This window comes from Candidatus Omnitrophota bacterium, from assembly GCA_016929445.1.
Taxonomy (GTDB): Bacteria; Omnitrophota; Gorgyraeia; order JAFGIU01; family JAFGIU01; genus JAFGIU01.
In genome coordinates this window covers 1-15,081 of the sequence record JAFGIU010000062.1, presented here as the reverse complement: position 1 = coordinate 15,081, position 15,081 = coordinate 1, and the positions used below count along the sequence as shown (strand labels likewise).

Genomic DNA, 15,081 nt, shown 5'->3' with positions numbered 1-15,081 from the left:
TTGGTCACGGGTTCCGGAACTCCCCAAGCTGCTCAGTAACACCTGATCCACAAAGTCCCGCAGCACCGGGTGATTCCGGGGCGTCACGATGACGCGTTTCTCTCGCGCCCGGGCCAAAAGTTCCCAGCCCGTATCCGTGAGCATCCAGTAGTCTCGGCCGTCCTGAACCACCAGCAATCGGTTTCGAGGTTCATCCCTTTGGTAGAACACCACCGCCGGCAATCTCCCAATTTCCCCTTGAACCCGGCTCACTAATTCAGTGAGGAGAGAATCGCCCTCAGTTCCCGCTCGTGTGGTATCCAGTTGAACGATGAGTTGGTTCCAGTAGGAGCGGCCTTGCTTGTTGATTTCTTCCGAGTCTCCCAGGGCAATCATCCGGGCCAACTCGCGATCGGAAGGATGGGGCAGGTTGAGGGCAAGGACCCCGGCATAAATCTCAGTGTGGTCTGAGCGAACAAAAACACGTTCTCCGGTCTCCAGGTCAGTCAACTGGTACTGCGCGGTCTCTTCATCAAAGTCCAGAGTCACCCCGAGATCATCGTCGGCAAATAGCCCCAACATCGATTCCGGACTGGAGGGAAGAATACCTTGGCCCGCTGCCCTCAAGGCCAGGGATAACAGCGCAGTCGCGATTCGAAGCCGGCTCTCTTCCCCGCCTTCTGCCGCTTCCTCGACTAATGCCCCCAGACGCCCGGCTACTGGAGCAAGGGGTTCCCCGAGAGAGGCCACAAAGCGGACTGCTCCGTCAATTTCTGCTTGCACCGCCGGATCCGAGTAAGCGTTAGACAGCCCGGAAGCGGTCAGATGAATCAGCCTGTAAGCGTTTTCAAACGGAAAGCTTGCCGCCAAGCCGTTAAGCTGCGAAGCAGAGAGGCGCTCTCCTTGAAGCATCTGCAAATACCGTTCTTCGTTTGCTGTTTGCGTGACGCGCGGTGCGATAACCACATAGGAGTAGCCTGCGTCTTTGAGACGTTGGGTCAGGCCTTCGGTATGAAAACCGCCGGTGATTAGCGCAGCAGAAGAAGCCTCGTTTTCCTCCAGGCGCTCGAGGGCGTTCTCAAACAGGGCCTGATCACGGGCCAGGACGGTCTCGTAAAATTTCTCCTGAATTTTGAGATAGGCTTGAATTCGGATGACTCCAACCGGCAGGGATTCCGGAAAAGGGATGTTCCGGCTCGCACAGAGCTGGTGCAGCTCTGCGCAGAGAATGCGCGGATCATAATCTTGTTTTGACTCCGTGTAGTGATGCCACTCCTGGGATCCAAAATGGAGTTCAAACAGTTTGCGGAGTTGGGCGCTGCGTGCGTGAATGTTTAATGTTTGACGTTGGGCATCGTTTTCGCAAAGCGCCTCGGCAGAATCCTGAGCAAGCTGATCCAGATGGGCGCCCAGATCACTTAGCTGCAGGCCCTCCAACAATTCCAGCGACTGCGTGTAGGCCTTGAGCTGGGCCAGGTCCTGGGCAGCCAGTTTCAGTCCGGACGCGACCGCTACTTGGCCTCCCTCCAGAAGTTCTTTGTAGAATTCTATGCCGGCCATGCCGCGTTCTTTCATCTGCTTCATGCGCAACAGGAGGCTTGTCAGCGCACCCTGATCCTGGCGGGCGCTGTAATGCTTGACCAAGGCCTGGGTGAGACGCTCAACCGATCCTTGAAAGGCCTCTGCGTCCATACTCTGCTGAAGTTGCGAGGCAGTGACAAAGTCATCTACGGCTTGAGCAGCCCCGGACTCCAAATTGAGCCGGCGGCTTAGCTCTCTGAGATATCCCGCGTACGTCTCCAGGTTGTTTGGGCCTTGATCAAAGCTCCGGCGCTGGGCCAGCAGCTCCAACAACAGCTCAGGAAAGCCCGCTTGCATCAGCGCCTCGATCGTGTTCTCCATTTGGCCCACAAAATCCAAGGCCTCATCCCGGATCTGTAAATTAGCCAGGTAATAGAGGCCATTCACGTAATAGAGGGGCGGCTCCTCTATACCCCAGATATCCAGCGGCAATTGCTGCACAATAGCCGCGTATTCCTCGCCTGTGAGTTCGCCATTGTCCATAAACAAATCAGCGGCTGTCCGGCGCACTCCGGGTTCCGGGAATTCCGAAAGGATGGAAGGATCGACGCGCTCGGAAGCGCCTTCCGCGGTGACAAGGCTGAGACCGTACTGTTGGTGGAGATGTTCGAGGATAGCCGCGGAGTTGCGCTGCGCCTCAGGGTGGGCGTGCACATCTTGGATGTGGAAAAACATCTTGTCGCTTCCCGCGGCCTCGTAGACCTCCACCACCCGGCCCAGTTTAGCCGGCACCCAGACCCCGGTGTCAGGCACTGGTGCCAGGCACCGGTGCCAGGCACCAGTGCCTGACACCGGGCGTGAGGATCTCGTGTGCACTCCCCTGGAGTACACTTCGGGTGTGGAAAATCCACCTGCAAAAACGGTAGTGAATAAAAACACCTCCAAGGCGAGCAGAGTTGCTCCCTTACGAAGGTGCTTCGAGATTCGGGGCATGGGTTGGGCTACCTCAGATAGGAGATTTCTCTTCTATTTCTAAAGAGTATAAATAGTATAGCACCTATTTAGGGGAAGGCAAGGGGCGATAGCTGGTGCCAGGCACCCCTAAGTTGCTTATATGTCCTGTTTTCTGAGAATCAGATCCAGGAAGATTCCAGCCAAGAGAGCCCAGGGCAGTCCCTGGGTAAGCACCGCCACCCCCACCACGGTCAGGGCAACTGCCCGTTCGGAGCCGGTCTGGAGGTTTTTCCAGAAGGAGAGCATGGCGAGCCCGGCAAAGAGCAGCAAGGCCCCCAGAACAGGCATAGGCAGCAGACTCAGAACTGCCAGGCTGCGTTCCCGCCCCAGTCCCAAAGAAAAAAAGAGAAACAGGAATCCCATAAAGACCGGAGCCGCTGCCGTGCGCGCCCCAAACACATAATGCGACATCACGCCTGAGGCCCCGTGCGATACCGGCACTCCCCCTCCCAAACCAATCACGGTATTAAAGCACCCAATGCTTGTGGCAAAGGAGCGCGGACTCACCCGCTCTGCCGCAAGCCCGTGCACCCGGTGCGCCGCATCAGAGGAAGCATAGACCGTATTCGCCAAACTGAGCAAAATTTGCGGAAAGACCATGATCCAACCCACATGCACCAAAGTCGCCCAGCTAAAACTCTGCCACCACTGCAACACTACACCAGGGTCCGCACTGATCCGTGTCGTGGATAAAAAGAACCCGGCCGCTAGCCCGGCTGCGAGCACAGCAATGGCTGCAGGCACATGTTTATTATGCTGCAAAGCCCACAACCAGAGAATGGCCAAGACCCCAACCAAGAGATGCATGTTCGTGGAATGAAATACGGGGTAGAGATTCCACCCGCCAAAATGCGGCAGGCCCAGACGATACGCAGTCACAGGCGGAACCAGAATGAGAATCGCATGAAAGCTAAGCAACAGCCCCACGGTCATCTGAATACCCACCACCAACGGACGTGTCATGATCCTGGCCAGTTTTTCGATCATGCCTGTGGCCACCAGGGCCAGCAGAATCAACCCATGCATAAAGGCGGCCAGGGAAATCATGGCAGGCGTGGCCTGCGTAGCAATAGCCACAATGCAAATCACCTTTAAGGGCTGGACCGGAATAGGAAGGCGGTAATAAATCCCAGTAGCCAAATACGCCAAGCCAAACAAGAAAAAGACACGCGTCACATCCACGTGATTAAGGGCAACCAAGGCAAGTACAAGCGGCAGAAGGGCCCCCAGGTCGGCCAAGGCCCCGGAAATCTCCATTCGCGTCAGACGCAACGGTGTCAGGTGGGAAGCTTGTTTGGGCAGGACCAGGAAGAATTCGCGTTTCTTCAAAGGGGACGGACCTCATGGAACTCGTTGCAATCAAAGGGGCTAGCGAGACCTGTCCCTGACGGTTTCTCCGATACCGGCCGGGCTTTCACACACCACCACCCCGGCCGCGCGCAGGGCGTCGATTTTGTCGGCGGCGGTTCCCTTGCCCCCGGAAATCACGGCGCCTGCGTGCCCCATGCGCTTTTCCTTGGGCGCGGTCTGGCCTGCAATAAAACCCACCACGGGCTTGGACATGTGGTCACGCACAAAGGCCGCGGCTTCCTCTTCCATGCTGCCTCCGATCTCGCCGATCATCACCACCACATCCGTTTCGTCGTCCCGCTCAAATAGGGCTAGCACATCGACAAAATTGCTCCCCACAATCGGATCCCCGCCAATTCCCACGCAAGTGGATTGGCCGATATCCCGGGTCGAAAGTTGCCAGACCGCTTCGTAGGTAAGCGTGCCGCTTCGCGAAATCACACCTACGCGTCCGGGCTTGTGGATATAGCCCGGCATAATTCCGATCTTGCACTGCCCCGGAGTGATTACCCCCGGGCAATTGGGCCCCACCATGCGCGTTCGGCTCGCGCGAAGGCGCTGCTTCACCCGCGCCATATCCAGGGCCGGGATTCCCTCCGTAATAGTCACCACTAAGGGCAGGTCCGCGTCCACAGCTTCCAAAATCGCATCCGCAGCCCACAGAGCCGGCACATAAATGACGGAAGCATTGGCCCCTGTCTGATCCACTGCTTCGCTCACCGTATTAAAAACCGGCACCCCCTCAATCACGGCCCCGCCCTTGCCCGGAACCACGCCTCCCACAAGCTGCGTGCCGTACTCCAGCATTTTCCGTGTGTGGAACCGTCCCGCGCCCCCGCTAATGCCCTGGACGATTAACCGTGTTTCGCTATTAACTAAAATGCTCATTGTGAATTCCCAGGGTTTGTTATTTTGGGGATAACTTCATTTACCGGATGCATCCACTGCCAGCTTTGCCGCCTCATTTAAATCAGAGGCCGGGATAATGGAAAGCCGGGATTCCGCCAGCAAGCGCCGGCCTTCCTCTACATTGGTCCCTTCGAGCCGCACCACCAAAGGCACCTTGGGTTTGACACGCTCCGTGGCCTGCAAAATTCCTTGGGCAATCAGATCGCACTTTACAATGCCGCCAAAAATATTGACTAAGATGGCCTTCACATTCTTGTCTTTGAGAATAATGCGGAAGGCCTCGGTCACCTGTTCAGGCGTGGCGCCCCCGCCCACATCCAGGAAATTGGCAGGCCACCCTCCGTGAAGCTTGATCAAGTCCATGGTGGCCATGGCAAGTCCTGCGCCATTGACCATACACCCCACAGATCCGTCCAGCCCAACATAGCTCAGTCCTGCCTTATGTGCTTGAGCCTCGGCAGGAAGCTCCTGATAAAGGTCCCGCAGCTTCGCCAGCTTGGGGTGCCGGCCCAAGGCACTTTCGTCAAAGTTGATCTTTCCGTCCAAGGCCAACAGCTTTCCGTCCTGTGTCACAGCCCACGGATTGACTTCTAGGAGACTGGCATCACATTCAAGGAATATGCGGGCCAACCCCTGCAAAATACCCACGGCCTCTTGCAGGCGGTCACCTAATCCAAGCTGAAACACCAAACGGCGCGCCCGAAAAGCTTCCAGCCCCCGGTTCACATCGACCGGTTCCTTATAGATCCTCTCCGGTGTCCTGGCAGCCACTTCTTCAATTTCCATTCCGCCCTCGGTGCTCGCTATCATCACCGGACATCCTTGCGCGCGATCCAAAGTGATACCCACATACAACTCGCGTTCGATATCACTCCCTTTTTGAATCAAGACCTGACGGACGGGCCGGCCCTCAGCGCCGGTCTGAGGAGTGACCAGGCGCGTGCCAAGAAGCCTAGCCGCTGCCGACTGAGCCTCTTCAGCGCTATGCACCATCTTGATCCCGCCTGCTTTACCGCGGCCTCCGGCATGCACCTGCGCCTTTACCAAACAAAGGCCCCGGCCCAAGCTCCGGTAAGCCTTGCCCGCTGCCTCGGGGGCGCGCGCCACCATACCCAAAGGCACCGGCACGCCAAACTCGGAAAATATTTTCTTGGCTTGAAATTCATGGATATTCACTTCAAAACTCCTTCAGATCCTTCGCACAGACACCATTCTCTCTGGGTATATTTTCCCCGCAGCAAGCTCTCGGCCCTCTGCAATTCCACGGCACGAAACTCCCCCAAACTCATTCGCACTTTAAACGCATCTGCGACAGAACCGGCAAGGACGCGCGGCAACGCTTTGAATTCCTCTTCACTCAGATCCGGACCGCGCTGCACTCGCGGCGCAGCATCGTCGATCTTCCTGGATAACAGCTCCTGCACCGGAATCCTCGCCGGCCACAATTGCAAGGTCCCCTGGTGCAAGAGAACTCCCCCGCCGCGCCGCTGGGCGCCGCCGAGCACCTTTCCGAATTCAGCTACTAAATCATGGCGCGACCAACTCGTAAAGCAAGGCTCCGGCCCCCCCTTGGCGCGCCGGGCGGTTTCGGGCTCAAAAATGCGCGTCTCCAAACCAAAATTCCGCAGCCCCGCGGCCAGGGCCTGATGCAAAAACCGGTAGGAAGCCAGGATGCCCTTGGGCAGGGCGTTCCCCTCCACGGGCAAGACCAGGGAAAAGGTCAGATCGCGCTCGTGCAGCACCTCGCCCCCGCCCGTGGGCCGGCGCAAGGCACTCACTCCGTACTGCCTGCAGGCTTCCTCGTTAACGTCCTCCAATTTTTGCAAACGGCCCAAAGTGAGTGTGCTGGAGCTCCACTGATAGAAACGCAACACAGGCCCGGCAGGCTCTTCCTTATACGACAGCCACAACGCCTCATCCAGGGCCATGTTCTCCTGTCCGCTTCGCGCTGAATCCAAGATGAGTCGCCACATCAGCAGGCATAGGCTCCGCTGGCAATCCCGGAACGCCAGGACAGCTCAGGCTTTCGCGCGGCCGTCACTTCGTCCATGCGCCCAATCGGGGTAGAATGAGGGGCCTCGTGAAGCAGCTCCGGCTGCGTCCGGGCCTCTTTCAGTATTTGTTTTAGGGCCAAGGCAAACGCATCCAAAGTCTGTTTGGATTCGGTCTCGGTGGGTTCCAACATAAAGGCCTCGGGCACAATTAAGGGAAAATAAATTGTGGGCGCGTGAAAGCCATAGTCCAAGAGCCGCTTGGCCACATCCAGGGCATTGATCCCCAAATCTTTGAGCGCAGAAAGGGAGACCACAAACTCATGCATACAAGCGCCGCTGCCCGCGGCCTGAAGTCCGAGTCTTTCCAAGAGGGTCTTCAGATAATTGGCATTGAGAATAGCATTTTCGGAAACCGCACGCAGGCCCTCGCCGCCCAAGGCCCTGATATAGGCATAGGCCCGCACCAAAACACCGGCATTCCCGTAAAAGGAACGCACACGGCCGATACTTTCGGGCTGTGACCCATTCCATTCAAATCCGGAATTGCGCTTTTCCAAACGCGGCACAGGCAGAAAGGGCTCCAAAGCCTTGGTCACCCCCACCGGCCCTGCCCCGGGCCCGCCGCCGCCATGCGGTGTGGAAAAGGTCTTATGCAGATTGACATGCACAATATCAAAACCCATGTCTCCGGGCCGGGTCAGACCCAAAAGCGCATTCAAGTTAGCCCCGTCCAAATAGAGCAACGCACCCACGCTGTGCACAAGTTCTGCAATCTGCAGAATGTTCTTTTCAAAAAGCCCGAGTGTATTCGGATTAGTAAGCATAAAGACCGCCACATCCTCATCCAACGCGGCTTTCAACGCCTGAAGATCCACGCGCCCATCCGGCGCAGAGGGAATTTCCGTCACCTCATACCCGCAAATCGCGGCAGTGGCCGGATTGGTCCCGTGCGCCGAGTCCGGGACAATGACCCGTTTGCGCGGATTGCCGTTCTTGCTGTGATAGGCCCGCGCCATCAACACCCCGCTGAGCTCCCCGTGCGCGCCGGCCGCCGGCTGCAGACTAAAGGCCGCCATCCCGCAGATTTCGCACAGGGCCTGCTCGAGCTCGTGGAGCAACTGCAAGAGCCCTTGTGCGCTTTGCGCGGGCTGATACGGATGCAGGTTCGCGAAACCCGGCAAGGCAGCCACCCAATTGTTGACCTTGGGGTTGTACTTCATTGTGCAAGAACCCAGGGGATAGAATTGCGTATCAATACTGTAATTCAGCTGGGAGAGGGCCGTGAAATGCCGGACTACATCCAATTCAGAAAGTTCAGGCAGAGCCGCGGGCTCTTTGCGCAACAGACTCTGAGGCAAGTAATCCTGCGCCTTGAGTCGCGCTTTTTCATTGGGCAGTGTCACAGCCCGGCGCCCGGGCACACCCTTTTCAAAAATGAGTGAAGGTGTTTTTTGCAGCGCGCTCATGGTTTCCACCTCTTGAGGGCCGACAGGAGCCGTTCAATCTCCGCCTCGGTGCGCTTTTCTGTCACACAAAAAAGCATCGCATTCTCAAGCTGAGGATACCAAGCTCCTAAGGGCACGCCGCCCAGAATCCCCTCTTCCCACAAATAGCGGTCCAGATCCCGTGCGCCGCCCGGGCAGCGCACGGCAAATTCGTTAAAATACGGGGCTTCAAAACAGAGTTCAAACCCCTCGATCCCCGAGATGCGTCCCGCAGCACTGTGCGCTCCGGCTAAGTTGGCCAAAGCGGTCTGCCGCAGCCCCTCCTGACCCAAGAGGCTCAGGTGCACGGTTGCAGCCAGGGCACAGAGGGCCTGGTTCGTGCAAATATTCGAAGTCGCGCGCTGGCGGCGAATGTGTTGTTCCCGGCCCTGCAGAGTGAGCACATAACCCCAATGGCCTTGGCCGTCTTGGGCCCGGCCCGCCACACGGCCGGGCATGCGCCGGGCCAATTTCAATCCGCAGGCAAAATACCCCACATGCGGTCCGCCATAAGACATGGCATTGCCGAAGGGCTGGGCCTCTCCCGCGACAATATCGGCTCCGCACACACCCGGAGCCTCCAACACGCCTAAGGAGAGCAAATTGCTTGCCACAATAAGCAGCGCGCCTTTAGCGTGTGCAGCCTCAGCCAATTCCTTGAGTGATTCGACATTGCCGAAAAAATTCGGGCACTGCACGACCAAGGCCGCTGTCTGTTCGTCGAGCGCCTTTTCAAGTGCCTCCAGGTCCGCCACGCCCGCAGGCCCCTGTAACACTTGAGTCTGAACCTCCTGATAACGCAAATAAGTCTCCAAGACCTCCCGGTACTCCGGATGCACAGAGTCCGCAACCAAAATCCTGGACCGGTCACTCACCTTGAGAGCCAATAGAGCTGCCTCGGCAACAGCCGTGGCCCCGTCATACATCGAGGCATTGGCCGCCTCCATTCCCGTGAGCGCGCAAATGAAACTCTGGAATTCATAGATGGCTTGAAGTGTGCCCTGGCTGACTTCGGGCTGGTAAGGCGTGTAGGCAGTGGAGAACTCGCCGCGCATCACCAAATCCGCAACGGCTGCGGGAATAAAATGATCGTAGACCCCGGCCCCGCGAAAACACAGCAAGTCCTGTGTACTCTGGTTCTGCACAGCCAGCCCCACCATCAGGCTCTGCAGTTCCATCTCGGAAAGGCCGGAGGGCAAATTCCACTTCTTGAGACGCGCCTCTGCGGGAATATCCGCAACCAGCGCTTCGAAATCCTTTACGCCGATGGTCTGGAGCATGGCCTTGTGTTCATCAGCCGTGTGGGGTGCATAATTCACGAGTGAGCCGGCCCCTCGGTCAGGGCCTTGTACGCAACGGCATCCAACAAGTCCTCGTATTGAGCGCGATCGCTGGGTTTCAAGGCAAAGAGCCACCCGTCCTCGTAGGGAGAAGTGTTGACCAAACCCGGTTCCGTGTCCAATGCATCGTTTACTCTTACGATCTTGCCGGCAACAGGCGTATAAATCGAAAAGGCGCTCTTCACGGATTCCACAATAGCAGCCTCCGCTCCCTGCGCGAGCTGCTTGTCCACCTTGGGCAGTTCCACAAAAACCACATCCGTAATCTGTTCCTGGGCATAGTCGGTGATGCCCACATAGGCCGCGTCTTCCCGGATCTCAATCCACTCATGCGTCTTGGTGTACCTTCTCTGCTCTGTATCCAACATTCCCTACCTCCTATAAAAGGGCAATTTTGTCACTTCAGCCGAAACCGCCCGGCCCCGAATCTCACAACTCAAAGCCGTTCCGGGCTTCGCCAAATCCACCTCCACATAACCCAGCCCGATTCCTCTTTCCAAAGAAGGAGAATGCGTGCCGCTGGTCACCTTCCCAACCTGCGCGCCTTCCTTCTTAATGGGGCAACCGCCCCGGGGAATTCCTCTTTCAGTGAGCGCGATGCCTGCGAGCCGCCGGCTCACTCCTTGCTTTACCTGCCGGGCAATGGCCTCCTTGCCCATGAAATCCGGCTTATCCAAAGAAACCGTCCACTTGAGGTTGGCCTCCACCGGCGTAGTGGTGGCATCCATATCCGAACCATAGAGCGGATAACCCATTTCCAAACGCAGGGTATCCCTTGCCCCCAGACCCGCGGGCTTGAGGCCCTCGGACCGGCCCACTTGCATCAGGCTCTCCCAAAGATCCGGCACCCCGGCTTTGGGGCCAAAGATCTCCACCCCGGGCTCACCGGTATAACCCGTGCGCGCGACCACCCACTCCTCCCCCTGCCAAGAAAGCGTGCGCACACCCCGCAATTCAATGCCCTGGTACACATCAGGCATCCATCGTTCAAGAATCTGCGGAGCGAGCGGGCCCTGCAAAGCCACACCGCCCATTTCCAAACTTAAATCAGAAATATCCGGTTTCCCCGGACCATGCCCCTGAATCCAGACCGCATCTTCTTCAAAATGCGAAGCATTCACAGCCAAAAGATACCTCTCCTCTTCCAGGCGATACACATAGAGATCGTCCAGAATCCCCCCGTCCTCACGGCACATCAGGCTGTAAGCGGACTGGCCGGCTCCGGTCACAGACAAATCCGCGGTCAACAGGAATTGCAGGCGCTCCAGAGCCTGTGGGCCGGAGACTTCTATCTGGCCCAGATGGGAGATATCAAAGAGTCCGGCCCGCTGACGCGTGGCCAGGTGCTCCTCAACAATCGTGGAAAAGGAAACAGGAAGCCTCCATCCCCCAAAATCCATGAGTTGGGCGCCCAGATTTTGGTGGATTTCGGCCAGGGGTGATTGGTGCATACGCGCATTTTACAGGGTGTTCCGGGCCGGAGCAAGGGCTTGTACCAGTTGCGGAACTAAAGCACAAAACTCACCAGAACGCCGGCCATAATCGCGAACACAACCCACGCAACCACATAGACCCAGGTGGCAACCCGGCCGATGAGCTTGGGTGCCATGAGGATAGTAGGAATGCAGGTCCCGACTGAGGCGAGCATGAACGTAAACGCCGGCCCCACCCCCACCCCCATATAAAGAAGCGCGCGCGTAAGAGGAACTTCTTCCCCTTCGCACACATAAAAGGGCATACCCACGCCCGCAGCCAAGGGATAAGTCCAAAATGCGGATTGGGTCAGACGGCTCAGCGCATCTTTGGGAACCAATGCAATAGCGGCTGCCGCAATCAAGAGACCCAATAAGAAATATCCTCCGAGACCGCGCGCGATGGCCATGGTGTTGCGCACAATCCCGTCCTCAGGCTTGAGTTCAAAACATGAACCATGGGAATGGCATCCGGCTTCCACCTGAGACGGACGGGCCACACCCGCGAATTTTCTCGTTTCCATCCAATTCAGGGTCCAACCCAAAGGCAAACACATCAGGAAAGGCAGAATCAAACGCGCCAATGCGAACTTCCACCCAAGCATTCCGTAGGTCAAACTCAGGGTCAACGGACTCAGGAGCGGGGCAATCATGATAAAGGCCGCCAAGGTCCCCACACCCACCCGCTGACTGCGCAGACCGCTGGCCAGCGGAATCGTCGCGGTCGCGCACCCGGGCAGAAGCGCGCCCAGCACCCCGGCGTTCACCACACCGGAGATGCTGCCGCCAAAAAAACGATTCGTCGTCTCAGGTCTTAAGAACCGCAGCAGTATGGCTCCGCCAAAAGTCCCCACCACAAAGAAGGGCAAGGTCTCCACCAGCAAATAAAGGAACTCCTCCCCAATGTGGAACAGGCTATACAAGACAGTCACCAGTCCCTCATGCGAATGATCCCCGCCGGAAAACATCACGACCAGGCCGAGCAAGGCAATTAATCCGCCCACAAGCCGGCGTTCGTATTTTTGCAACCAAGGTAATTGGATCTTCATCACACCCGCGTAGACCAGGCCCGTTACCAAAATCATACCGCCCACCGTAGCTAAGGCATTAACACCGGCCAAGAACACCAAGGGTCCCCAACCCATGGGGCTTGCAGCAAAAAATATGGGCAAGAGCGCCATGCACGGCGAAAGGGAAAGCATAAGGATCACGGAAATCACGGCCACATGGTCGGGCACGCCCCCGGTCTCCGCCAAATGGCGATGACCGAGGTGCCCGATATTGAAGGCCGTATAGGTAATGCCGAACAGCAGCAGAAGCAGCCCATAGGCCATCTCCGACCACTCATGAAAATGATGAAAGAGCCCGATCCCCACCCAAGCTGCCAAAAACCCGATAGCCGTCGTCACTGCCACATGCCCGATCGAGGCCAGGAGCGCCACACCGACTGTCTGGCGCAAGGACCATTGTTGCCCCCTGCCCATGAGCACAAAGGGCAACCAATGTGTGGGCAAAAGCGCGTGAACCAAGCCGATGGAAGCAACGGCTATGCTGTAGCTAAGCATCAGTTATCAGTCTCCTGGGCATCGGTCAGTTCAATACCCCGTTCTTTGGCCCACGCGCGCAGATCCGCCTCACCCTGAGGCGTCGTAATGGACACAACCTCATCCCCGGGTTGGAGAGGAGTATCCCCGCGCGGTACCACAATGCGTCCGTCATGATTCACTGAAGCCAAGGTGCACCCGCCTGGCAGACCCAAGTCTTTCACAAGCACATCGGCAACCGCCGAACGCCGAGGCACGGTGAATTCCAGGTAACGCATCTCCGGCCCATGGGCTTTGAGGCGCTCCACCCTGCCCAGGAGCTGGTCATGCTGCGTGGCCGTGCGGCTATAGGCACGCACAATATCCGCGCGGGTGAGCATGCCCACGATATGCTTGGGAGAAGTCCTTTCCACGACAGGCAGTTGGTTGATATCGCTGCGCCCCATGTACTTGAGGGCATCGTTCAGGGTCTCGTCCGAATAGCAGACCACGGTGTTCTTGTGCAGAATATCCTCGGCCAAAATCAAACCCGGATCCCCTTCAATGGCGGCAAACTGGGCCTCACGCAAGGTGACAATTCCGTTCAAATTTCCGTCGTCGTCCTCCACAGAAAAGGCTTCTCTCCCCTTTTCATCAAAGAGTCTCAGGAGATCGTGCACCTTCATACTGCGCGGCACAGTCGGGACATCGGTGGACATCGCCTCTTCAACCAAAATGGTGTCGGTCAAATTAAAGGAGCGCAGCGCATCGAGCTCGATTCCCCGGCTGTGCAAACGCGCGGTGTACACAGATTCCCGGCTCAAAAGCTGAGACACGGTGGTGGCAATCACGCTCGCCACCATCAAGGGCAAAATCATCTGATAGCCATCGGTCATCTCGAACACGATCAGGAGAGAGGTAATGGGCGCATGGGCAATGCCGGCAAAGCAGGCGGCCATCCCCACGAGCGCATAGGCCCCGGGTTCGCCCGTAATGTGCGGTGCCAAGGTATGAACCAGTGTGCCGAAGGCCCCGCCCGCCACAGCCCCGATGAAAAGGGCCGGCGCAAAAGCTCCGCCTGATGTGCCGGAGCCCAAAGAAACCGAGGTGGCAAAGATCTTGGCAAAAACAAGCAGGAGCAGGATTCCGCCCAGAATGCGGCCGTGCAACACATCCTCAATAACCGAGTACCCTGAACTCAGGACCTCGGGAAAGTACACGCCGATGCCCCCCACCAGCAAACCGCCCAAACCCAGCTTGGCCCAAACCGGAACCTTCCACTGTTCAAAGCGTTTTTCGGTAAAGACAACCGAGACCATAAAGAACCTTGCGAGCAAGGCAGTGATCAAGCCCAAAAGCGCATAGAAAAGAATCTCCAACGGGTGGACCATCAGGTAGTCAGGCAGAACCACGGTGTGTGAGGACCCCAGGAAAATTGTGGAGATAATGGAAGCCGCCACTGAGGCAATCACTACCCCGCCCAAGACCGGGGCGGCAAAATCGCGCAGAATAACTTCCACCGCAAACATGACTCCCGCAATCGGGGCATGAAAGGTGGCCGCAATCCCTCCGGCCGCGCCGCAGGCAATGAGGTTCTTCACCCGCGAAGGACCCAGGCGCAACCACCGCCCCAGATAGGATCCCAGGGCCGAACCGATTTGAATAATCGGGCCTTCACGGCCCACGGATGCGCCGGAACCGATCGCCAGGGCCGAGGCCACCAGTTTCGCTGCCGCCACACGATACGACATACGCCCCTGCTTCAAAACCACAGCGGCCATGACCTCCGGCACACCGTCGCCCTGCGCCTCCTTGCACCAAAACCGGAAGACAAGCGCCACCAGAATTCCGCCCAAAGCAGGCAAAATCATGACATTGAAGCCCCCCATAAACGAAAGCAAGGCAGCCCCTTTGCCAAAAAAGAGTTCGTGGACTTGGTCGATGAGCCATACGAAGACCACCGCGGCCAGGCCCGTGACCAAGCCCACCAGGGCAGACAAAATCACGGGCACAATGAACTGGCTCTTATGCAGATAACGCAGAATGTTGCGAAGTATTTCTGTGAATGTTCTCAACCGGAATCCCCTGATTTGGATACACATCCCCCGAGCCCTGGCTCCATGATCATTTTTAAGCTCGAACCCTGTTCACCACGGGTCAACTCAGTTCCGGAAGACTGCCGACAAATGCATCCTGACTGGATTGCACAGTCATAGCCACGGTCTCAAGAAGTTGCTTGCCCAATGTGTCCAATGCCGGCGTTGCCTGCAATTCGGCACGGAGCCGCAACAAATCGCGGAACCTGTCAATGTCATAGTGTTCCGGAAGCGTGTCGTATTTCATTTCCAAACGGTCCAGGTTTTCCAAAGTCTGCTCGAAAACACGTTCACCGGACCAGTCCACCTGCATAAAAACCGACTCCGCAGGACGGCTAAATCCAATGAGATAGAAGCCGCCGTCCGAAGCCGGCCCCACCACAGCATCATTCGTATCCA

At 57.4% G+C, this 15,081-nt stretch carries 12 protein-coding genes; all 12 read right to left on the bottom strand.

Translation table 11 applies throughout. The features are described 5' to 3' along the window. Positions 1-2,292: hypothetical protein (locus JW937_05360; GenBank protein MBN1586842.1), on the bottom strand; the 2,292-nt coding region annotated here is incomplete at its 3' end. Positions 2,293-2,610: 318 nt separating this feature from the next. After that, on the bottom strand, positions 2,611-3,843 hold the full coding sequence (locus JW937_05355; GenBank protein ID MBN1586841.1) for a putative sulfate/molybdate transporter: 1,233 nt from the start codon (positions 3,841-3,843) through the stop codon (positions 2,611-2,613). Between the two features lie 39 nt (positions 3,844-3,882). Further along, entirely contained in the window at positions 3,883-4,752 is an 870-nt protein-coding gene (gene sucD / locus JW937_05350) for a succinate--CoA ligase subunit alpha (protein MBN1586840.1), read from the bottom strand. A 36-nt stretch (positions 4,753-4,788) separates the two neighbouring features. Then, complete coding sequence (gene sucC, locus JW937_05345; protein ID MBN1586839.1) at positions 4,789-5,949, bottom strand: ADP-forming succinate--CoA ligase subunit beta; 1,161 nt, start codon at positions 5,947-5,949, stop codon at positions 4,789-4,791. Continuing rightward, entirely contained in the window at positions 5,946-6,746 is an 801-nt protein-coding gene (locus JW937_05340; GenBank protein MBN1586838.1) for a lipoate--protein ligase family protein, read from the bottom strand. Before JW937_05340 ends, sucC begins: the two co-directional genes overlap by 4 nt. After that, on the bottom strand, positions 6,746-8,233 hold the full coding sequence (gcvPB, locus tag JW937_05335) for an aminomethyl-transferring glycine dehydrogenase subunit GcvPB (protein ID MBN1586837.1): 1,488 nt from the start codon (positions 8,231-8,233) through the stop codon (positions 6,746-6,748). Before gcvPB ends, JW937_05340 begins: the two co-directional genes overlap by 1 nt. Beyond that, on the bottom strand, positions 8,230-9,570 hold the full coding sequence (gene gcvPA, locus JW937_05330; GenBank protein ID MBN1586836.1) for an aminomethyl-transferring glycine dehydrogenase subunit GcvPA: 1,341 nt from the start codon (positions 9,568-9,570) through the stop codon (positions 8,230-8,232). Before gcvPA ends, gcvPB begins: the two co-directional genes overlap by 4 nt. Then, positions 9,567-9,959, bottom strand: coding sequence for a glycine cleavage system protein GcvH (gene gcvH, locus JW937_05325; protein ID MBN1586835.1), 393 nt, complete (start codon positions 9,957-9,959; stop codon positions 9,567-9,569). Before gcvH ends, gcvPA begins: the two co-directional genes overlap by 4 nt. Before the next feature lie 3 nt (positions 9,960-9,962). Beyond that, positions 9,963-11,042, bottom strand: a complete 1,080-nt coding sequence (gene gcvT, locus JW937_05320) for a glycine cleavage system aminomethyltransferase GcvT (protein MBN1586834.1) — start codon at positions 11,040-11,042, stop codon at positions 9,963-9,965. A gap of 56 nt (positions 11,043-11,098) precedes the next feature. Further along, a complete protein-coding gene (locus JW937_05315) occupies positions 11,099-12,628 on the bottom strand; it encodes a permease (GenBank protein MBN1586833.1) in 1,530 nt (509 codons plus the stop codon). Beyond that, the gene (locus JW937_05310; protein ID MBN1586832.1) at positions 12,628-14,661 is read right to left on the bottom strand and encodes a chloride channel protein; all 2,034 of its coding nucleotides are present in this window, start codon (positions 14,659-14,661) and stop codon (positions 12,628-12,630) included. Before JW937_05310 ends, JW937_05315 begins: the two co-directional genes overlap by 1 nt. Positions 14,662-14,743: 82 nt before the next feature. Continuing rightward, a partial coding sequence (locus JW937_05305) for a DUF2064 domain-containing protein (protein ID MBN1586831.1) occupies positions 14,744-15,081 on the bottom strand: 338 nt, incomplete at its 5' end.

Coding starts and splice junctions, on each gene's coding strand:
- sucD (MBN1586840.1), bottom strand. CDS start 4,752: ATGAGCATTTTAGTTAATAGCGAAACACGGTTAATCGTCCAGGGCATT.
- JW937_05340 (MBN1586838.1), bottom strand. CDS start 6,746: ATGTGGCGACTCATCTTGGATTCAGCGCGAAGCGGACAGGAGAACATG.
- gcvPB (MBN1586837.1), bottom strand. CDS start 8,233: ATGAGCGCGCTGCAAAAAACACCTTCACTCATTTTTGAAAAGGGTGTG.
- gcvH (MBN1586835.1), bottom strand. CDS start 9,959: ATGTTGGATACAGAGCAGAGAAGGTACACCAAGACGCATGAGTGGATT.
- gcvT (MBN1586834.1), bottom strand. CDS start 11,042: ATGCACCAATCACCCCTGGCCGAAATCCACCAAAATCTGGGCGCCCAA.
- JW937_05315 (MBN1586833.1), bottom strand. CDS start 12,628: ATGCTTAGCTACAGCATAGCCGTTGCTTCCATCGGCTTGGTTCACGCG.